Annotated in this window: 15 protein-coding genes and 1 pseudogene; 14 read left to right on the plus strand and 2 right to left on the minus strand. The window is 39.7% G+C overall.

All coding sequences use genetic code 11. The annotated features are described in order from the left end of the window. Positions 1-165 (minus strand): annotated as a pseudogene (locus BM097_RS16730) (IS5/IS1182 family transposase); the annotation flags it as partial. Between the two features lie 284 nt (positions 166-449). Between BM097_RS16730 and BM097_RS12420 the strand changes: the two are divergent. From BM097_RS12420 to purB, 6 genes are read left to right on the plus strand one after another with little or no spacing between them, the layout of a single operon-like run. Beyond that, complete coding sequence (locus tag BM097_RS12420; RefSeq protein ID WP_090550406.1) at positions 450-1670, plus strand: tetratricopeptide repeat protein; 1221 nt, start codon at positions 450-452, stop codon at positions 1668-1670. Next, positions 1657-3036 carry a CapA family protein gene (locus BM097_RS12425; RefSeq protein ID WP_090550411.1) on the plus strand — a complete coding sequence of 460 codons (1380 nt, stop codon included), beginning with the start codon at positions 1657-1659 and terminating at the stop codon, positions 3034-3036. The genes BM097_RS12420 and BM097_RS12425 overlap by 14 nt, the downstream gene beginning before the upstream one ends. Positions 3037-3075: 39 nt before the next feature. Beyond that, positions 3076-4620 carry a 2,3-bisphosphoglycerate-independent phosphoglycerate mutase gene (gene gpmI / locus BM097_RS12430; RefSeq protein ID WP_090550414.1) on the plus strand — a complete coding sequence of 515 codons (1545 nt, stop codon included), beginning with the start codon at positions 3076-3078 and terminating at the stop codon, positions 4618-4620. A gap of 52 nt (positions 4621-4672) precedes the next feature. After that, positions 4673-5539: a phosphoribosylaminoimidazolesuccinocarboxamide synthase gene (locus tag BM097_RS12435; RefSeq protein WP_090550418.1), complete on the plus strand. Its 867-nt coding sequence runs from the start codon at positions 4673-4675 to the stop codon at positions 5537-5539. Between the two features lie 8 nt (positions 5540-5547). After that, a complete protein-coding gene (gene purF, locus BM097_RS12440) occupies positions 5548-6993 on the plus strand; it encodes an amidophosphoribosyltransferase (RefSeq protein WP_177197460.1) in 1446 nt (481 codons plus the stop codon). Between the two features lie 10 nt (positions 6994-7003). Beyond that, positions 7004-8455: an adenylosuccinate lyase gene (purB, locus tag BM097_RS12445; RefSeq protein ID WP_090550422.1), complete on the plus strand. Its 1452-nt coding sequence runs from the start codon at positions 7004-7006 to the stop codon at positions 8453-8455. Positions 8456-8463: 8 nt separating this feature from the next. On the opposite strand, the gene BM097_RS12450 is transcribed toward purB, so the two are convergent. Continuing rightward, positions 8464-9366, minus strand: a complete 903-nt coding sequence (locus tag BM097_RS12450) for a UbiA family prenyltransferase (protein WP_090550427.1) — start codon at positions 9364-9366, stop codon at positions 8464-8466. 222 nt (positions 9367-9588) lie between these two features. On the opposite strand from BM097_RS12450, the gene BM097_RS12455 reads away from it, so the two are divergent. From BM097_RS12455 to BM097_RS12490, 8 genes are all read left to right on the plus strand, one after another. Further along, positions 9589-11595 (plus strand): NAD(P)/FAD-dependent oxidoreductase, encoded by a 2007-nt coding sequence (locus tag BM097_RS12455; protein WP_090550431.1) that lies wholly within the window; start codon positions 9589-9591, stop codon positions 11593-11595. Continuing rightward, the gene (locus BM097_RS12460) at positions 11588-12547 is read left to right on the plus strand and encodes a polyprenyl synthetase family protein (protein ID WP_090550436.1); all 960 of its coding nucleotides are present in this window, start codon (positions 11588-11590) and stop codon (positions 12545-12547) included. The genes BM097_RS12455 and BM097_RS12460 overlap by 8 nt, the downstream gene beginning before the upstream one ends. Positions 12548-12611: 64 nt before the next feature. After that, positions 12612-13703, plus strand: a complete 1092-nt coding sequence (locus tag BM097_RS12465; protein ID WP_090550443.1) for a hypothetical protein — start codon at positions 12612-12614, stop codon at positions 13701-13703. 83 nt (positions 13704-13786) lie between these two features. Continuing rightward, positions 13787-14869: an FAD:protein FMN transferase gene (locus tag BM097_RS12470; protein WP_090550449.1), complete on the plus strand. Its 1083-nt coding sequence runs from the start codon at positions 13787-13789 to the stop codon at positions 14867-14869. Between the two features lies 1 nt (position 14870). Beyond that, complete coding sequence (locus BM097_RS12475) at positions 14871-15248, plus strand: NusG domain II-containing protein (RefSeq protein WP_090550452.1); 378 nt, start codon at positions 14871-14873, stop codon at positions 15246-15248. A 14-nt stretch (positions 15249-15262) separates the two neighbouring features. Next, complete coding sequence (locus BM097_RS12480; RefSeq protein ID WP_090550456.1) at positions 15263-15763, plus strand: Gx transporter family protein; 501 nt, start codon at positions 15263-15265, stop codon at positions 15761-15763. A 108-nt stretch (positions 15764-15871) separates the two neighbouring features. Beyond that, positions 15872-17233: an NADP-specific glutamate dehydrogenase gene (gene gdhA / locus BM097_RS12485; RefSeq protein WP_090550460.1), complete on the plus strand. Its 1362-nt coding sequence runs from the start codon at positions 15872-15874 to the stop codon at positions 17231-17233. A gap of 195 nt (positions 17234-17428) precedes the next feature. Beyond that, positions 17429-21169: a leucine-rich repeat protein gene (locus BM097_RS12490; RefSeq protein ID WP_090550465.1), complete on the plus strand. Its 3741-nt coding sequence runs from the start codon at positions 17429-17431 to the stop codon at positions 21167-21169. Positions 21170-21188 lie beyond the last annotated feature (19 nt).

The following is a 21188-nucleotide window of genomic DNA, read 5'->3' on the forward strand; positions in this document are numbered from 1 at the left end:
TGGGCGGCCCTGATCAGGAGAGTATTTATCTCTGACTAAATCATAAATAAAAGACCAATCAATGGCTTTATCTATAATTCTGAGAAGATGATCTTGAGGAACCAAGTCATCAGTGCATACAAATTCAATCTGCTTTCTAGCCTTCTCATTTTGTTCTGTAATCATTATTCTAACCCCTTGTTTTGATAGTATTATTATACCAAAAAAGTAACTAGAAAGCTTGTGAAATCAAGGCTTTCTAAGAATTTAGATAGTTTAAAAATGAAAGAACTGGAGTCCACAGACTCCAGTTCCTCCTTATAAAAAAAGAAAAGGTCGCGGCGGAAAGCCGCGACACTTTGTCTACACTCTGAAATGCATCAGTTTTCTGATGCATTTTTTTTGTTTAAATAAGGGCGTTTTTATGATATAATTTGCGCTGATGGACTTATGTGTCTACGGAGGATTTTATGAAGCGTAATATTCAGTTATTTTTAATATTATGTACTTGTGCACTTGCTATGTCCGCTTGCGGAAAAAAGGACGAGGAAGTAGCAGAGGATGTTGTTGACACTACAGAACAGGTAGCCCTAGAGGATGTTGAAGTAGAGGATTACACAGTTCTTAAATATAACGAGCTTGAAGTTTTAGCCTATGAAGGCGATACCGATGCCATGGTTATGCTAGGACGCATGCTAGAATATGGCGCAGATGATGTTAAGCAGAGCTTCCCAGAAGCAATCTCCTGGTATCAGATGGCTTCCGATTCAGGTAATATTGATGGAACCTGTGCTCTTGGATATTTTTATCTTACAGGTTCTGGTGTAGATAAAAATTTAGAAAAGGCTACAGAATTATTTGATACAGCTATCCAGGGTGGTTCAGTCAACGCCTATGTTGGCAAGGCCAGAGTTCAGCTGGCTCTTTTAAAAGAAGAGGAATCAAACGAAGAAGAAAGCCTTACCGAATCAAAAAAGGATACAGCTTCTGATGAGGAAGAGCAGGTTATCCCAGAAGCTGAAATAGAAATCTACGATTTATTTTACAAGGCACAGATTGCCGGTGATGTAGATGGCGCTTATTATTTAGGCTATTCTTATGAAAACGGAATAGGAACAAATGTTGATTATAAAAAGGCCTATGATTACTATTCACGTGCTGCTAAAACAAATAGCACAGATTTAGCTGATCAATATGCTAAAAATAAGGCTAATGTAGCATTAGGTCTTCTTTATATAAAGGGTAATGGAGTTGAGGCCAACACTGAACAGGCTATTGAATATTTCACAGCCGCTTCGGACAATGGCTACGCTAAAGGTAGCTATTACCTGGGCCAGATTTATGAAAATGGTGTAGGTCTTGACAGAGATTATGAAAAAGCCATGGAGTACTATTTAATGGCAGCCGATTTAGATTACGCCCCTGCGCTTAATCAAATTGGTTACATGTACTATAATGGGTATGGTGTAGATGTTGATTTTGCATCTGCAGTATATTATCAAAAGCTTGCAGCTTTGCAGGGATATGCAATAGCTCAGGTTAATCTAGGTTTTCTTTATGAAAACGGATACGGGGTAGAGAGGAATTTGGAAACAGCTTTAGCGTACTACGAAATGGCTGCTGATTCTGGTTATGAAGGAGCGATGGAGGCTGTTGTCCGAGTAGAGGCACAGATTAATGAAGAAATGTAGCATACACTTTTTAGGAGTTTGCGTTATCATCTCTTTATTTACCAGTTGTGGTAAAAGCACTACTGAGTTAGATACTGTTAAACTTACCAAGGACGAACCGCAGAAGATAGAAATAGTTGATTTATCTGATGCATGGGACACTATTTTAAATAGCAGTACCATTGAATTTATAGGAGGTCATCCTATAGATGAATCATTCCTGGGTATGGTTACGGCAGATTACGGAGAGGATGTTATTGAAGAAATTGCCAGTTATGCAAATTATGACACGGCAGATATTTGGTATCAGCTTACAGGCAAGAGCATTCATGTGCTCTGGTATGAATATTGTAATATGACAGGTCTTCAATCCTATGAATATGAAAAGACCTATGTTACAGATAAAGAATCAGAGGGCGATATAGTTATTGATTTTACAGGGGATGTTTCTTTTGCAGATGGTATTGCCACTACTGATTTCATGGATCATCAAATGAATGGTTTATATGATTGCTTTTCACAGGATTTACTTGATGAAATGCAATCCGCCGATATTTTGATGATAAACAATGAATTTACTTATACCACAAGAGGAACACCACTTGCTGGTAAGGCCTACACCTTTAGAGGAAATCCTAGCAGGGTTTCACTAATGAAGGATTTAGGAGCTGATGTAGTCAGTGTAGCCAACAATCACGTTTATGATTATGACGAGATTGGGCTTTTAGATACACTCAATACACTTTCCCAGGCACAAATGCCTTATGTAGGTGCTGGAGTAAATTTAGAGGATGCAAAAAAGCCTGTTTACTTTATAGTAGGTGGCAGAAAGATTGCTATAGTAGCTGCCACTCAAATAGAGCGAACACTTAACTATACAAAAGAAGCAACGGGAGTTTCCCCAGGAGTGTTAAAATGCCTTCATCCAGAGGTCTTCTGTCAGGTAATCAAGGAGGCTAAGGCTAATGCAGATTATGTAATAGTTTTTCCGCATTGGGGCACCGAAGGCAACGCCAATTATGGTGGCGATCAGGTGGCACTTGCAAGAGCTTTTGTGGAAGCAGGAGCAGACGCAATCATTGGTGGTCACACCCACTGCTTACAAACCGTTGAATATATGGATGATGTGCCTGTTTTCTACAGCTTGGGCAATTATTGGTTTTCAACCACAGGCAATATGCCGGCAGCCTATAACACAGGTCTGGCACAGATTCACATTACAGAGGAAGGAAATATCGAATCATATTTCATTCCTTGCAAATTTGACGCTGGTGTAACCAGCAAGCTTAGTTCAGAAGATATAGCATATAGCAATATCATAGATAGCCTTAATGGCATGTCAAAGACAGCCCATATTGATGAAATGGGTCGTATTAGTAAAAAATAAATAGTTTTCTAGCTTAGCTAGATATAAGGAGGAATTTCTATGAGTAAGAAACCTGTAGTACTTATGGTTCTTGATGGATATGGTCTTAACGACAATCCAAAGGGAAATGCTATCGCAATGGCAAAAACACCTGTTATGGACAAGCTTATGGCTGAATGCCCTTATGTGGCAGGACAAGCTTCAGGCATGTTCGTTGGACTTCCTGATGGTCAGATGGGTAACTCAGAAGTTGGACATATGAATATCGGCGCTGGCCGCATTATCTACCAGGATTTAACACGTATCACAAAGGCTATCAACGATGGCGAGTTCTTCGAGAACAAGGTTTTACTTGAAGCTATCGAAAATGCTAAAAAGACTGGCGGAGACATTCACCTTTGGGGTCTTCTTTCAGACGGTGGTGTACACAGCCACATCGAGCACCTTTACGGAATGCTTGAAATGTGCAAGAAGAACGGCCTTTCAAATGTATTCGTTCATGCTTTCCTTGATGGACGTGATACTCCACCAGCATCTGGTAAGGATTTCTTAGCAACACTTCAGTCTAAGATGGATGAAATCGGAGTTGGTGCAATCGCATCTATTTCTGGTCGTTACTACGCTATGGACCGTGATAACAACTGGGACCGTGTTGAGAAAGCTTACAATTCCTTAGTTAAGGGCGAAGGCGTTCTTGCAACTTCTGTACAGGATGCTATGCAGGCTTCTTATGATGATGGAGTTACTGATGAGTTCGTTCTTCCAACAGTTATCACTGATTCAGAAGGCAAGCCACTTTCACTTGTAAAGAATGGCGACTCAGTTGTATTCTTTAACTTCCGTCCAGACCGTGCTCGTGAAATTACTAGAGCTTTCTGTGATGACAAGTTCACAGGATTCGATAGAGAATTCCTTGATTTATATTACGCTTGCTTCAAGGATTATGATGAGACAATCCCTAACAAGCACATCGCTTTCGAAAAAGAGAGCATTACAAATACATTCGGCGAGTTCTTAGCTAACAATGGTAAGAAGCAGTTAAGACTTGCAGAAACTGAAAAATACGCACACGTTACATTCTTCTTCAACGGTGGTGTTGAGGAGCCTAATAAGGATGAAGAAAGAATCCTTGTTAACTCACCAAAGGATGTAGCTACATATGACCTTAAGCCTGAGATGTCAGCTCCAGAGGTTGGCAAGAATCTTGTAGAGGCTATCAAGTCTGATAAGTACGATGTTATCGTTATTAACTTCGCAAACCCAGACATGGTTGGTCATACTGGCGTCATAGAAGCAGCTGTTGCAGCTGTAGAGCGTGTTGACTCACTTGTAGGAGAGGCCGTAGAGGCAGTTAAGGAGATGGACGGAGCATTGTTCATCTGTGCTGACCACGGTAATGCTGAGAAGATGATTGATTATGAGACAGGAGAGCCACACACAGCTCACACAACAAATCCTGTTCCATTTATCTTAGTTAACTACGATAGTGACTATACCCTTAGAGAGGGCGGAGCTCTTTGTGATATCGCTCCTACACTTATCGAGATCATGGGTCTTGAGCAGCCAAAGGAGATGACTGGTAAGTCATTATTGATTAAGAAATAAGTAGCATTGCTATTTATATAAAACTAAATAAATAAAAAGAGAGGATTTGATTATGAAACCAATTAAAGAAGGAAAAGTAAGAGAAGTATACGATAATGGAGATAGCATTATCATGGTGGCAACAGATCGTATATCTGCATTCGATGTTATCCTGAAAAACAAGATAGTAAACAAGGGTGCAGTGCTTACCCAGATGTCTAAGTTCTGGTTTGAACTGACAAAAGACATCGTTCCAAATCACATGCTTTCAACAGATGTAAAAGATATGCCAGAGTTCTTCCAAAACGAAGAATACACAGGCAAGTCAATGATGTGCAAGAAGCTCACAATGCTTCCAATCGAGTGCATCGTTAGAGGTTACATCACAGGTTCTGGCTGGGCCAGCTACAAGGAAAACGGTACAGTTTGTGGTATCAAGCTTCCAGCAGGGCTTAAGGAATCAGATAAATTACCTGAACCTATTTACACTCCTTCTACTAAAGCAGAAATTGGTGATCATGATGAAAACATCTCTTTTGAGCGTTCCATAGAAGTTCTTGAAAAGGAATTTCCAGGTCACGGCGAAGAGTACGCTAAGGCTCTTCGTGACAATACTATTGCTCTTTATAAAAAATGTGCTGACTATGCTCTTACAAAGGGCATCATCATTGCAGATACAAAGTTCGAGTTTGGTCTTGATGAGGATGGCAATATCGTACTTGCAGACGAAATGCTTACTCCAGATAGCTCACGCTTCTGGCCACTAGAGGGTTATGAGGCAGGACATGGTCAGCCATCATTTGATAAGCAGTTTGTACGTGATTGGCTTAAGGCTAATCCAGATTCTGATTACCTCCTTCCACAGGATGTTATCGATAAGACAATCGCAAAGTACTTGGAAGCATATAAGCTACTTACTGGTAAAGAGTTAGAAGTTTAGGAGATTTTATGACAGATTTAAGACACAAGGACATGCCATGGGACGATTTGCATGAGGAGTGCGGCGTCTTTGCCATGTATGATTTTGACGGTGGAGATGTTGCCTCCTCAATTTATTATGGCCTTTTTGCCTTACAGCACAGAGGACAGGAAAGTTGTGGTATAGCAGTATCTGACACTAACGGACCAAAAAGAAATTATGCCTTAAATAAGGGGATGGGGCTTGTAAATGAGGTTTTTGACCAGGATATCTTAGAAGGTATGCATGGTGATATCGGTGTAGGACACACCAGATATTCCACAGCTGGCTCATCTACAAGGGAAAATGCTCAGCCACTTGTTATTTCCTACTTAAAGGGAATTCTTGGAATGGCTCACAACGGAAATCTTATCAATGCCGAGGAGCTTCGTGATGAGCTGTCACGCACTGGCGCCATTTTCCAAACTACCATAGATTCAGAAACTATTGCATATCTGATTGCAAGAGAGCGATTAAACAGCGCCACAGTTGAGGAAGCAGTTGTTAGAGCCTGCGATAAGATAAAGGGTGCATATTCGCTTGTTGTTATGAGTCCAAGAAAGCTTATTGCAGTTCGTGATCCACAGGGCTTTAGACCTCTTTGCATCGGAAAAAGAGACAATGCCTACGTGGTTGCCTCAGAAACCTGCGCCTTAGACACTATTGGTGCTGAATACATCAGAGATGTAGAACCAGGAGAGATGATTACAATCTCACCTGAGTTTGGTATCAAATCTGACAAAAGCAGATGCGTAGACAAGAGCAAGCATGGACGTTGTATTTTTGAATATATTTATTTTGCCAGACCAGACAGTATCATTGATGGACAGTCAGTATACGAGTCACGTATTAGAGCAGGGCGATTCTTAGCTCAGGATTCTCCAGTAGATGCTGATTTAGTAGTTGGTGTTCCAGAATCGGGTAACGCTGCCGCTCAGGGATATTCCTTGGAATCAGGCATTCCATACGGAACAGCATTTGTAAAAAACAGCTATGTTGGTCGTACCTTCATCAAGCCAAAGCAAGCTAGCAGACAGTCATCTGTTCAGGTAAAGCTAAATGCATTACGCGAGGTAGTCAAAGGAAAGCGAATCATAATGATTGATGATTCCATCGTCCGAGGCACAACATCTGATCGCATTGTTAAAATGCTCCGTGATGCAGGAGCCACAGAGGTTCACGTACGTATATCATCGCCACCATTCTTATGGCCATGCTATTTCGGTACAGATGTGCCATGTCGTGAGCAACTAATCGCATACAATCACTCCGTTGAGGAAATCAAAGATATTATCGGAGCTGATTCGTTAGCATACCTTGATTTCAAGCGTTTACCTCAGATGGTAGATGGCCTTGAAATCTGCCATGGATGCTTCGATGGCACTTACCCTATGGCCCCACCAGAAGGCGACATCCGAGGCGAATACGAAAAGTAAGGAGAATAATATGAGTACAGATAGATACACTAGCCCACTTTCAGAGAGATATGCAAGCAAGGAGATGCAGTACATCTTCAGTCAGGATAAGAAGTTTTCGACATGGCGTAGATTATGGATTGCCCTTGCTGAGACCGAGATGGAGCTTGGTCTTTCACAGGATGGAAAGCCAGTAATCACTCAGGATATGATTGACGAAATGAAGCAGCACATTGAAGACATCAACTATGATGTGGCTGTAGCCCGTGAGAAGGAAGTTAGACATGATGTAATGAGCCATGTATATGCGTATGGTAAGCAGTGTCCAAAGGCTGCAGGTATTATTCACCTTGGTGCAACCAGCTGCTACGTTGGTGATAATACAGATATTATTATCATGCGTGACGCACTTCTTCTAATCAGAAAGAAGCTTGTTAATGTTATTGCAGAGCTTGCGAACTTTGCAGACAAATATAAGAATCAGCCAACACTTGCATTTACACATTTCCAGCCAGCACAGCCTACTACAGTAGGTAAGCGTGCAACACTTTGGCTTAACGAATTCGTTATGGACCTTGAGGACCTTGACTATGTTCTTTCTACTCTTAAGCTTTTAGGTTCTAAGGGTACTACAGGTACACAGGCAAGCTTCCTTGAGCTTTTCAACGGTGACCATGACACAATCGACAAGATTGACCCAATGATTGCAGAAAAGATGGGCTTTAAAGCTTGCTATCCAGTTTCTGGTCAGACATATTCAAGAAAGGTTGATACAAGAGTTTGTAACATCCTTGCAGGTATTGCAGCATCAGCTCATAAAATGTCAAACGATATCAGATTACTTCAGCATCTTAAGGAAGTTGAGGAGCCATTCGAGAAGAGCCAGATTGGTTCATCAGCTATGGCTTACAAGCGCAATCCTATGAGATCTGAGCGTATTGCATCACTTTCTCGTTATGTTATGATTGATGCTCTCAACCCAGCTATCACATCAGCTACTCAGTGGTTCGAGCGCACTCTTGACGATTCAGCTAACAAGCGTCTTTCTATCGCAGAAGGCTTCTTAGCAACAGATGGTGTCCTTGACCTTTGCTTAAATGTTGTTGATGGTCTTGTTGTTTACGATAAGGTTATTACAAAGCGCCTTATGTCTGAACTTCCATTTATGGCTACAGAAAACATCATGATGGATGCTGTAAAGCTTGGTGGAAACAGACAGGAGCTTCACGAAAAGATTCGTACACTTTCTATGGAGGCAGGTAAGAACGTTAAGGTAGAAGGTAAGGAGAACAATCTTCTTGAGCTTATAGCTGCAGATGACCAGTTTCCAATGGGACTTGAGGAGCTTGAAGCTACTATGGAGCCTAGCCGCTATGTAGGACGTAGCCCACGTCAGGTAGAGGTTTACCTACGTGACGTGATTAACCCAATCCTAGAAGAGAATAAAGATATCTTAGGCGTAAAAGCAGAAATAAATGTCTAAATACTGTCTTATCTAAAAAGGGTAGCAAATAGTATTGCTACAAAATAAGCACTATTAATAATTACATAGTTTTTTATTGAGCAGATGAAGGTTTTTTCTTTTATCTGCTCTTTTTTAAATCTTGAAATGTTCTTAGCTACAGGTATTATGGAAATCATAAAAATAAGTGCAAAAGGATTTAAGATGTTAGCCACTGTCATAACACCTACAGCTATATAGCAAGCAATATAAAGTTCTGCAAAAAGCGTAACAGCTTTTCTTCGTCCAATATAATGAACGAGAGTAAGGCGATTAACGGCTTCGTCTTTTTCCAGGTCGCAAGTATTATTAGCAAGCATTATGTTAGAAGTAGTAAAGGTCATAACAAGTGAAAATAGCAGGAAGCTAATAAGCGGCATCACTTCAAGAGATAGGGATATAGTCTCTAAAGAAAGTGATAGTGTAAGATAGTGGCTAGGATTGTTGATATATAGCATCAAAAAAGGAATGAACATACCGTAGGCCACACCTGAAAATAATTCACCTAATGGAATTCTGGAAATTGGTATTGGACCAAAGGTGTAGAATATTCCAAGCATAAAACAAAATGCACCAAGCAAAAGCACAACTATACCAGTTTTATAGGCTAAATATAGGCCTAAAATGGTACTTATGGAAAGCATGGTAATTATACTTATAAATGCAGTCTTTCTAGGGATAGGTAGCATTTGCGGGTAATCCCTGCTGTCGATGTAATTGTTGATTCCAGTAGTGGTCAAATCAAAAATGAACATGGCAAAAAAGAAAACAACCATTAGCGGTATGTTTATAGGCTGCTTTGTGTAAATAATAAAAGCCAGTGTATTAATAAAAGCAAATATGCTTGTTATCTTAGTTTGAATTTCCACAAATTTTAAAAATTTCTTTATCACTACAATCTCCTTATTTAAATTTTACTATTTTTAAGTATTATCAATCTCTAGCATTTTCCGACCGTTCAATCGTATAAAATTAAGTTGGTACATAATAAATAACATAAAATATTGTAATGTGCAATCATTTGTGTTATTCTAGTGAGACTCACCATTGTTAAAAATTGCACAAAATACAATCGGGCACAATGTAATACACATGAATTAAAGAAAGGGAATTATATGACGAACATAGTCGTAATTGGAGCAGGTTACGCGGGTGTACTTGCGACAAAGAAGTTGGAAAAAAAGCTTCGAAAGAAAAAGCTTGCGGGTGAAACTCAGATCACACTTATTGATAAGCATCCATATCATACGATGCTTACAGAGCTTCACGAGGTTGCAGCTTGCCGAGTAGGAGAAGAAAGTGTAAAGATGAACCTTGACCAGATTTTCGCTGGACGCAAGGTTAATGTTGTACTTGATACAGTCACAAAAGTAGATTTTGAAAACAATACTGTTAAGGGTAAGAATGGTGAATATTCTTATGACTATCTTGTTGTAGCTGCTGGTTCTAAGCCTACATATTTTGGTGTAGAGGGTGCACAGGAAAATAGTTATTCATTATGGTCATATGATGATGCTGTAAAGCTTCGTGACAGAATTCATGATTGCTTTAGAATGGCAGCTGATGAAACTGATATTAATAAAAGAAGAGAGCTTCTTAGCTTTTATATAGTAGGCGCAGGATTTACAGGCGTCGAGATGGTTGGAGAGCTGGCCGAGTATACTCCAATTCTTTGCAAGCGCTTTAATATTAATAGAGATGAGGTAACTATAGTAGACGTTGATGGACTATCGCGTCCAGTACCTATTCTTCCAGAAAAGCTTTCAAACAAGGTTGATAAGCGCCTTAAAAAGATGGGCGTTGATGTTGTGATGAATGCAAGCGTTGTTGGCGTTGGAAAAAATTTCATCAAGCTTAAGAAGAATGATGAAATTACTGAGCATGTTGCTGGCACAGTTATTTGGACAGCTGGTATTGAAAGCTCAGATATAACATCTGAAATAGCAAAAGAAACAACAAGTGGTGGAAGAGGCAGAATACAGGTAGATGAAAATCTTCGCTCAGTTGATCATGAGAATGTATACGTAATTGGTGACAATATGCTTTTCACAGCAAAGGGTGAGGAACGTCCAGTACCACAGATGGTTGAGAATGCAGAACATTCAGCGGCCACAGTTGCTAAGAATATCGTCGCTACTATTACTAAATCAGGTGAGCTGGAAGCATATAACCCAAAATTCCATGGTGTAATGGTTTGCGTAGGTGGTAGATACGGTGTTGCAAGAGGTGGAATGGCAAAGCATCAGATAAATTTTGCCTCATTCTTCGCTATGTTTGCAAAGCACTTTATCAATATCATCTATTTCATTCAAGTAATGGGATGGACAAAGGTATTCTCATACCTTAAGCATGAGTTCTTCACAATAAGAAATAGACGAAGCTTCCTTGGCGGACACTTCTCTAACAGGACTCCTAGCTTTATGTTAGTGCCTCTTAGATTATGGCTTGGTGCCGTATGGGTATATGAAGGTGTCATGAAGATTGTGGAGGGCTGGCTTACTACACCAAAGCTTGCAGGCTTCTTTGGTGGTGCTAACACATGGTTTGATACATTGCTTGGCAGAATCGATCCAGCAACCGCAGATGCAGTGGCATCAGCCTCAACAGAAGCAGCTGGGGCTGCCGACGCAGTAGCATCAGCATCTACAGCAGTTGCCGATGCTGCAGTACAGACTGGAACAGTTATATTTGATTGGAACTTTAAGCTTTTTGAAACAATACTTGTTTCAGGAGTAGATTTAGCTCAGTCTACAGTATCTGATATTGCCTTTAAGATACAGGTACCATTTGTAGATTGGTTCGTTACTAATGTGGTGCTTGCTAGCGATGGCATGCAGATGTTCATGCAGATTTTGATTGTGGTGCTTCAGATTCTCATTGGTCTTGGGCTTATGGGCGGATGCTTTACATTCCTATCAGCAGGAGTATCTCTTGTGCTTCAGGCAATGTTTGTTACAACTACAGGTTTATATTTGAATACGTTCTGGATGATTTTTGCCGGACTTGCTTTACTTTTTGGAGGCGGATATACACTTGGAATCGATTACTACTTAATGCCATTCCTAAAGAAGAAGTGGCAAAACGTCAAGTGGGCGAGAAAGTGGTATTTATACAATGACTAATGTCAAATTAGATTTTGATACTGCCTTTGATGAGGTGAAAAAAGAGGCATCAAAAATAATTACTTCCGGACCTAGTCTTATTTCTGGTTATGTAAATTATCTTACAGAGACCACAGGAAAAATGATGAGGGCAAAGGCCGTTCTTGCTACAGCTATGGATGCTGATGGTAATGTACCAAAGGATGCAATCAAATTTGCGGCAGCAGTGGAGGTGCTTCATCTTGCTACTCTTGTACATGATGATATTATGGATGATGCTGACACCAGAAGAGGGCAGATTACTCTTCAAAAGAAGGCCGGAAAGCGAATCGCTGTAATATGTGGTGATTACCTTTTAGCCTCTGCCATTCGAGAAATCTCTGAGGTTTCTCAGGAAGACAGATATAGAGATTTTGATTTTTCAAGATATGTTCAGGCTATTGCTTTAGGTGAGCTTAGGCAGAATATCAACAACAGGAATTTTGGACTTAAGGTTTTTAGATATCTATCAATTATTGATGGAAAGACAGCAGCTTTGTTTGAAGCTTCCTACCATGCAGGCGCAATGGCTGGTGGGGCAGATAAAAAGACACAGAAGCTGTACCGCAGATTGGGAAGATACACAGGAATCATTTTCCAACTGACAGATGATTGCATTGACTATGAGAACACTGCTGAATCAGCTTTAAAACCAGTTCAGTCAGATTTTGAAAATGGTGTTGTTACATTACCTTTGATTCATGTTTTTGAAAAGAGACCTGAATTAATTGACAAGGCTAAAGAAGGTACTCTATCAAAAGAAGAAGTCTTTGCTGCCGTAAAAGAAAATGATGGGGTAGGCTATACTCATAAAATTGCAGAAAAGTTTTATAAAAGAGCAAAAGCTATTATAAATCAGATAGAAATGTCCGATATACAATATGGTATGTTATCTGGATTATTAGACAAAGCCTATACAGGCATAAAGGGATGATATTTATAGCTACCATGCTATGGATATATAGAACTATTCATCAAGAAAGAAAGGGTAAAACAAGATGAAGAAGAATTTAGTTGCTTTAATGTGTGTTGCATCGATTGCAACAACAGCTTTCGTTGGTTGTGGTTCTAACAGCACAGCTGACACAACAACAGAACAGGCTACAGCAGAGGCAGAAACATCAGTAGAAAAGGTTGATGTATCTAATGCTCCAGTTGCAGCAGAAGGTGAGCTTCTCACTGGTATTGGTACAAGCGTTTCAACTGCTGATTCTGTAGACGCAACAGCAGATGCTGATGGTACTGCACAGTGTGATGCTACAATCGCAGCCGTTACAGTAGATTCTAATGGCGCTGTTGTAGAGTGTGTAATTGATATTGCACAGACAAAGATTGGTGTAAGTGCTGATGGAAAGATTACAGCTGACCTTGACGCAACATATCCTTCAAAGAGAGAACTCGGCGATGATTACGGTATGAAGAAGTTTTCTGCTATTGGTAAAGAATGGTTTGAGCAGGCAGATGCTTTTGCTGCATGGACTGTTGGTAAGACAGCAGAAGAAATCAGCAATATGTCTATCGAGCAGGGACTTGCAACAGATGAGGATTTAGTTGCATCAGTTTCAATCCATGTGACAGGCTTCCAGGCTGCAGTACTTGAGGCTATGAATAATGCAGTTGCAGGTGGCGCTGTAGAAGGTGACAAGCTTGGACTTGGTCTTTCTACAAAGATTTCTAATTCAGTAGATGCAACAGCAGATGCTGATGGTACAGCAGAAGCTTATACAACTATTTCAGTGCTTACTGTAAATGGTGATGGCGTAATTACTAGCTCATTAATCGATGCAGTTCAGGGAAAGATTACATTTGATGCAAAGGGCGCAATTACATCAGACACAACTACTGAAGTAAAGAGTAAGAACGAGCTTGGTGATGCTTATGGCATGAGAGCTGCTTCTGCAATCGGTAAGGAGTGGAATGAACAGGCACAGGCTTATGCTGATTACACTGTTGGTAAGACTCTTGAAGAAGTAGAGGGCACAGCAATTGAGGAAGGTCGCGCAGCAGATGCTGACCTTGCAGCTTCAGTTTCAATTCACATCACAGATTTTAATGCAGTTATTGCAAAGGCTGTTGAAAGTGCGAAGTAATTAATTTAAAATTAAATAGCTGAGGGGGTGTGCATCCTTGCATGCCCCTTTTTAATATTGAACGATTTTAGATAGGTATTAGTATGAAGCGATTAAAGATTGCATCAGTAATTCTGATTATTTTTTTGATTATATTTATTTGGGCGGTACATTCTGGGAGGCTGTTTAGTGACAAGGCTGATGACAGCGGGGAACAAATCAAATATACTGCCACATTTATGGATATTTTCGATACCCGAACAGAAATCCTTGGGTATGCAAATAATGAAGAAGAATTTTCAAACCAGGCGGAGCTGATAAAAGACCGTTTAGTTTTTTATAATAATTTATATGATATTTATAACGACTATGATGGAATCAATAATATTAAAACCATCAATGATAATGCAGGCATCGCACCTGTTCAGGTGGATGAAGAGATTATCAATTTGCTGAAGTTTAGCAAGGATATGTATGAACTTACTGACGGCAAGGTTAATATAGCCATGGGCTCCGTGCTTTCTATCTGGCATGAATACAGGGAGTACGGCAGTGAAAATCCCGACAGGGCAAGCCTGCCTACCATGGACGAGCTAAAAGAGGCAAATCAGCATACCAATATAGAGAATATGATTATTGATGAAAAAGCAAAAACTGTCTATTTGACAGATCCTGAAATGTCTCTTGATGTAGGTAGTACAGGTAAAGGCTACGCCGTTCAAAGGGTGATGGAATATTGCAGGGAAAAGGGAATGGATAATATTCTTTTGAGTCTTGGCGGCAATATTTCAGGACTTGGCACACGTATTGACGGAACCCCTTTTAGAATAGCTATTCAGAATCCTGATTTAACCAGCACAGAACCATATATAGAAAAGGTTGATATTTCAGATGGCCAGTGTGTAGTATCTTCTGGTGATTATCAGAGGTATTATGTGGTGGATGACAAGGTTTACTGTCATATTATCAATCCTGATACTTTATATCCGGCAGAGACATTTGCAGCGGTATCAATACTTACAGATGATTCAGGAAAGGCAGATGCTTTATCTACTGCAATTTATAATATGAGCTTGGAAGAAGGCATGGATTTTGTTAATGGATTAGAGGGCGTTGAGGCCATGTGGGTATATCACGATGGCTCAAAGGTCTATTCAGAACACTTTGAGGAAAGCATAGTAAAATAAAATGAAGAAAAACGATTTAATCTTAATAATTGTAATACTGGCGTTGACTGCAATAAGTGTTGTGGGAATAACAGTCTCTAGAAAAATGAATAAGGCAGATGTAGCCTATGCTGTTGTGACTATCGATGGAAATGAATATGGAAGATATCCACTTGATGAGGATATGGTTACCACCATCGAGCTAGAGGACGGAAGCTATAATATCCTTGAAATACATGATGGATATGCCCAAATTTCCGAGGCAAGCTGTAGGGATCAGATATGTGTTAATCATTTTCCTGTACATTATTCCAAGGAGATGATTGTATGTCTGCCAAATAGGCTTATTGTAGAAATTGTTGGTGGCGAGGAAAATGATGTAGATGGAGCCACAAATTAGTGGGTGGAGGATTTATGAAGACTAGACGAATTGCCTTTTTAGGCTTGTTAATAGCTCTTGCATTTGTGCTTTCCTATGTGGAGTTTTTGCTACCCCTTAGTATAGGTATTCCAGGTGCTAAAATTGGTCTTGCCAATTTAGTAGTTATGGTTGCACTTTATACAATTGGTAATAAAAACGCATTTTTGCTTTCTTTAGTTCGTGTCATTCTTGTAGGACTTACCTTCGGCAATCTTGCAATGATGATATATTCCATGGCTGGTGCAATGCTTTCCTTTTTGGTAATGATAATTGCCAAGAGAACAAAGCTCTTTTCTATAACTGGAGTCAGTGTTTTAGGCGGTGTATTCCACAATGTTGGGCAGATACTAGTAGCTATGTTTGTACTAGATACTGCAAGTCTTATATATTATTTACCATTTCTTATTGTAATTGGAACAATTTCAGGTATAGTAATTGGTATTATATCCGGTATGATAACCGCTAGGGTTGGAAGACTGTTTGATATAAAATAATGTGAAAGTTTTTTTTAGAAAACTTTATTGCATTAAAGTGGTGAATGATGTAAAATCTGTACTAGATTTTTTATCTGAACTACATAATCTGAAAGGAGATTAATTGTAATGAATTTTAAAAGTAGTTATTTACAGCGCGTTTACGACGGATTAGAGTCTAGAAACGCAGAGCAGAAGGAATTTCTTCAGGCAGTTAGCGAGGTTTTAGAGTCTTTGGAGCCAGTTGTTGCTGCTAATCCTAAGCTTGAGGAGCTCGGCGTTATTGAGCGTATCGTTGAGCCAGAGCGTATTATCCAGTTCAGAGTATCATGGGTAGATGACCAGGGCAAGGTTCAGGTTAACCGTGGATACAGAGTTCAGTTTAATTCAGCCATCGGACCATACAAGGGAGGTCTTAGACTTCACCCTTCAGTAAATTTATCAGTAATTAAGTTCTTAGGCTTCGAGCAGATTTTCAAGAACTCACTTACAACACTTCCTATCGGCGGTGGTAAGGGTGGTTCTGATTTCGATCCTAAGGGCAAATCAGATATGGAAATCATGAGATTCTGTCAGTCATTCATGACAGAGCTTGCAAAGCATATTGGTGCTGATACTGATGTACCTGCTGGTGATATCGGTGTTGGTGCTCGCGAAATCGGCTACATGTACGGTCAGTACAAGAGACTTCGCAACGAGTTTACAGGTGTTCTTACAGGTAAGGGATTATCTTACGGTGGTTCACTTGCTCGTACACAGGCTACAGGTTACGGCGTATGCTACTTCACACAGGAAATGCTTAAGTCTGCTAAGAATGATTCATTCTCAGGCAAGACAGTAGCAGTTTCAGGTGCTGGTAACGTTGCAATCTACGCTATTGAAAAGGCATATCAGCTTGGCGCTAAGCCAGTTACATGTTCAGATTCTACAGGTTGGATTTATGATCCAGAAGGAATCGACCTTGAGCTTCTTAAGGAAGTTAAGGAAGTTAAGAGAGCTCGTCTTTCTGAGTATGCTGCAGCTCGTCCATCAGCTGAGTACCACGAGAAGAAGAACGGTGAGCACGGTGTATGGCAGTACAAGGTAGACATCGCTCTTCCATGTGCTACACAAAACGAGCTTAACGAAGAAGATGCTAAGATGCTTATCGCTAACGGCGTTACAGCAGTAGCAGAGGGTGCTAACATGCCTTCTACTCCAGAAGCTGTTGCTGCATTCCAGGCAGCTGGCGTTCTCTTTGGACCAGCTAAGGCTGCTAACGCAGGTGGTGTTGCTACATCTGCACTTGAGATGTCACAGAACTCTGAGAGACTTCACTGGACATTTGAAGAAGTTGATTCTAAGCTTAAGGGAATCATGGAAGGAATCTTCCACGCTTGTGATGATGCTTCTAAGAAGTACGGTATGGAAGGCAACTATGTTGCAGGCGCTAACATCGCAGGCTTCGAGAAGGTTGCTGATGCTATGATGGCACAGGGTATTGCTTACTAAAATATCACTTTAATTAAAATTTGGTTATTAATAACTGATTAATCATTAACCTGGGACTAATTTGCCCCAGGTTTTTTTATGCATAAAAATAGGATTGACAGAAAAAAATGCAGAGGTATATAATTGATAATATTTGAAAATAATACTCAAACTATAACGTTTTCAAAATAGAGTATTTTAGGAGGATGTACCAAAATGAAAAAGACTTTGCGTAAGGTATATAGCTTTTGCCTTGCATTAGTAATTACCTTCACAACTGTTGTGACTGATGTTTATGCTACAGAACTTCAGCAATCAGCTGAAACAGAAGTGACAGAGAACACAACAGACACTAATATTCAGACCGAAAATGGGGAGAATATTATAAATGAAGAACCTGGCATAGATAGTACAGTGCCAGCTGAAAATCAGACACAGACTACAGAAGGAAACCAGCTTCCTGATGCAAATGAGAATAGCCAAACTTCTGCAGATGAAGCAACAGAACAGCAAACAGACCCTCAAGCAGCTGAAAAAGAGGCAGCTGAAGAAGAGATAGCTGATGGAGAGGTATCTGAAGAAGAGCTTTTAGTGGAAGAAGCAGATGAAGAGGAGCTTCTAGAGGATTCTGAGCGAGTGAAGCTTGATGAAAATGGAGTGCTTACAATAAAAGGTATTACTATTATTGAGAGTTCCGATTTAAAATCGATTAAGAAGGATGAAATTAAGAAAATCGTATTTCCTGATAACCTTCAGACAATCGGTGATGGTGCATTTTATAATTGTAAAAACCTGGAATCTTTAGAGCTTCCATCATCATTGACAAGTATAGGGAAAAATGCATTTTGCCGTTGCTCAAAATTAAAGACAATAGTAATTCCTGAGAATGTTAGAACAATTGGATCTTGCGCTTTTGGCTCCACTAACATCAGTTCAGTTACACTTTTAACTAAGAATGTTGCTATTACCAGTACAACAACATATGATGGTGCGTTTTTTGAAGTGGCAAGTACTTATGAACAGCCTGTTATCACAGAGCTTGTTATTCCAGAGGGAACAAGAACATTTCCATCAATATTCAGAAGTAGTAGATTTGGTGGAAGTGCATCTACTATAGTTGTGCCTAAATCTGTTATCAGTATGCCAAAACACGCTTTTCGAGGATCAAAAGGAATTAGACAAATTGATTTTTTAGGTGATAATGTTTCATTTACTACAGCTCAAGATATTTTTTATTCATGTTCTAGCTTGGAATATGTTTTTTGTAACAAGGGCACCACAACAGAAAAGTCCCTTCAGGCTTATGTGGCGAAGAAAAAGTTAGGTGTAAATGCCATAGTTACAAGAAACAAAATATCCTATAACCTAAACGGTGGCAGTCTTGCTGAGGGTGTTACAAATCCAGTAGGCTTTGTGGCTACTCAGGAGCCACTCACAATTACAAGCCCATCAAGAGAGTTTTACGATTTCAAGGGCTGGTACTTAGATGCAAAATTTACAAAGCCAGCTATCGCTATAGAAAATATTAAGGATGGCAAGGGTACACTTGATGTTACAAATTTCAAGGACAACATCACCCTCTACGCAAAGTGGGAAGGTCCTATTTATAACATCACTTTCGATGCAAAGGGTGGTACAGCTTCAAAGACTGAAGTTCGCTATGTAAAGGGCGATACCTTTGGAGAGCTACCAACAGTTACTCCACCGGCAGGAAAGATATTCCTTGGCTGGTTTACAAAGGAAGGTGTGGAGATTACAAGTACCTCAAAGGTAGATCAGGTTGCTACAAGCTCAGTTGTAGAGGCTCTTTATTCAACTGTAGTTACTACGGTTGACGCTCCTTCAATTTCGCTTTGGGGACAGGAATCTGTGGCAGATGCTACAGGCAAGATTCCTGCTGAATTAAATAGCAAAGTGACTATCTCTACTACAACAGAGGATGCAGAAATTACATATTCGATTTCTGGTGCAGCTACTGCTTCAAATCAGAAATATGAATCAGATATTTTATTGAACAAAGCTGGAGAGTATGTTATTACAGCAAAAGCCACAAAGGATGGAGCTACAAGTGAGCAGACTAGCGCTACATTTGTTGTGGCGGATGAGGAGATTGATGAAGTAGTCAAGGCCGATGAGGATGAAGACAAGTTTGTTGTAACCTATAAGGGAAAGAAGGTCGAGGACGGTACTGAAACTCTTCAATTCACTGGCTCAAAGGTTACCTTCGAATCTAAAGATATTAAGGTTTATTACAACAAAAAGGCTCTTACAGAAAAGGTAGATTATACTATTTCTTACGAGAACAATACAAAGGCTGCAACCTTTGAACAGAGAAACGCTTCAGGCAAGCTTGTTGCTCCAGCTTTAGTTATCAATTTTAAAGGCAATTATACAGGAAAGCTTAAGAAATATTTTACTATCAAGGATAAGTCTGAAAATGCTGAAAAGCTAGCTTCAAACAAGGTAGTAATCAATCTTGATCAGGCCACCTTCACATACAAGAAGGATACTGAGGCAAAGCCAGCAATTACTGTTCAGTACAAGAAATCAGCAAAAGAGATTATTGATATTGATGCAAAAGAATACACAGTAACTTATGCAAACAACATCAATGCAGGTAAGAATGCAACAGTAACAGTTATATTTACAGGTGAAAAGTATTACGGTACAGCTTCAAAGAAGTTTGAGATTAAGCCAATCGATTTGACAGAGCTTCAGAAAGCAGGTGATCTTGCAATTTCTGATAGCAATGCTTCAAGCACAAGCTTTGCGGTAAAGGCTAATAAGGGCAAGAAGCCATCGGATTTATATTTACATATCAAATCAACAAATGAATGCGTTGACTATGCATACCTTACAGGTCGAAGCGTAAAGTTTGTAAAGGACAAGAATACTGGCAAGATGAACTGTGTTGCCACATTTACAGGAAAGACAAATTACAAGGGTAAGGTTACCTTTACCGTTCCTGTTGAAAAGACAAAACTTTCAGATGCTACAGTTTATGGAATCAATAGTTCTGGCTACAATAAATACTTCAAGGCATCAGGCCTTGCTGGTGTGGCAGCCTTTGCAAATACAGTTGTAGCACCTATTTACAATGAAAAGCAGGTAAACTACAAGAAGGCTACATATACACTTGCAGACAATTATGGAACAGTTTTAGGTAGCAGCGATTACTCAATGTACTATCAGGTTAAGACTTCCTCTGACACTAGCTTTAAGGAGCCAGCCAACATTAAATATCCTGCTGGTACAGAGATTAAGATAACATTCACAGCCAAAGACAACAGCATGTACGAGGGCACAAAGGAGGTTGTGTATAAGATTCTTGAGGGAAGCTATTACAACATTTCAAATGAGGCAGAGGCAGCAGCTTTTGAAACAGCCTTTGATGTAACCTGCCCTGATGTTGTTTATGCAAACAAAGCTAACAATTGGGTACCAAAGCTTAATGTTTATAACCCAAGACTTAATGTAAATCTTAAAGAGAATAAGGAATTTACAGTTGTTTACAATGTGGTAAATGAGACTGTAGTTTCTGGTAAATACAAAAATAAGACTACAAAGACAGTGCTTGCTTCAGGTGCGGAGCTTAAGAAGGATGCAAAATACACTGTACCTGTTGGAACAGTTATACGTGCAACAATTACTGGAACTGGTACTTATGAAAAGTGCCAAAGCTACACAACAACCTTTAGAATTGGATACAACATCAATTCAGTGAAGGTTACAGTAAAGGCCCAGGATTACAATAACAAAAACAGTGGTGTAGTTCCTACTAAGAGTGACATCACAGTTACTTTAAAGAATTCAACAGTGAATTCTTCAAACTACCAGATTACTCATTTTGCAAAGAATAACAAGAAGGGAACAGCTACCTTTGAGCTTATAGGAAAGAATAATTATGTAGGTACTAAGAAGGTAAGCTACAAGATTAATCCTAAGAAGTTCTTTTAATTTTGGATGATGCCATTTT

This window comes from Pseudobutyrivibrio sp. OR37, assembly GCF_900113655.1.
Classification (GTDB): Bacteria; Bacillota; Clostridia; order Lachnospirales; family Lachnospiraceae; genus Pseudobutyrivibrio.

Coding starts and splice junctions, on each gene's coding strand:
- BM097_RS12490 (WP_090550465.1), top strand. CDS start 17,429: ATGAAAAAGACTTTGCGTAAGGTATATAGCTTTTGCCTTGCATTAGTA.
- gdhA (WP_090550460.1), top strand. CDS start 15,872: ATGAATTTTAAAAGTAGTTATTTACAGCGCGTTTACGACGGATTAGAG.
- gpmI (WP_090550414.1), top strand. CDS start 3,076: ATGAGTAAGAAACCTGTAGTACTTATGGTTCTTGATGGATATGGTCTT.
- BM097_RS12465 (WP_090550443.1), top strand. CDS start 12,612: ATGAAGAAGAATTTAGTTGCTTTAATGTGTGTTGCATCGATTGCAACA.
- BM097_RS12480 (WP_090550456.1), top strand. CDS start 15,263: ATGAAGACTAGACGAATTGCCTTTTTAGGCTTGTTAATAGCTCTTGCA.
- BM097_RS12470 (WP_090550449.1), top strand. CDS start 13,787: ATGAAGCGATTAAAGATTGCATCAGTAATTCTGATTATTTTTTTGATT.
- BM097_RS12475 (WP_090550452.1), top strand. CDS start 14,871: ATGAAGAAAAACGATTTAATCTTAATAATTGTAATACTGGCGTTGACT.
- BM097_RS12435 (WP_090550418.1), top strand. CDS start 4,673: ATGAAACCAATTAAAGAAGGAAAAGTAAGAGAAGTATACGATAATGGA.
- BM097_RS12425 (WP_090550411.1), top strand. CDS start 1,657: ATGAAGAAATGTAGCATACACTTTTTAGGAGTTTGCGTTATCATCTCT.
- BM097_RS12455 (WP_090550431.1), top strand. CDS start 9,589: ATGACGAACATAGTCGTAATTGGAGCAGGTTACGCGGGTGTACTTGCG.
- purB (WP_090550422.1), top strand. CDS start 7,004: ATGAGTACAGATAGATACACTAGCCCACTTTCAGAGAGATATGCAAGC.
- BM097_RS12420 (WP_090550406.1), top strand. CDS start 450: ATGAAGCGTAATATTCAGTTATTTTTAATATTATGTACTTGTGCACTT.
- purF (WP_177197460.1), top strand. CDS start 5,548: ATGACAGATTTAAGACACAAGGACATGCCATGGGACGATTTGCATGAG.
- BM097_RS12460 (WP_090550436.1), top strand. CDS start 11,588: ATGACTAATGTCAAATTAGATTTTGATACTGCCTTTGATGAGGTGAAA.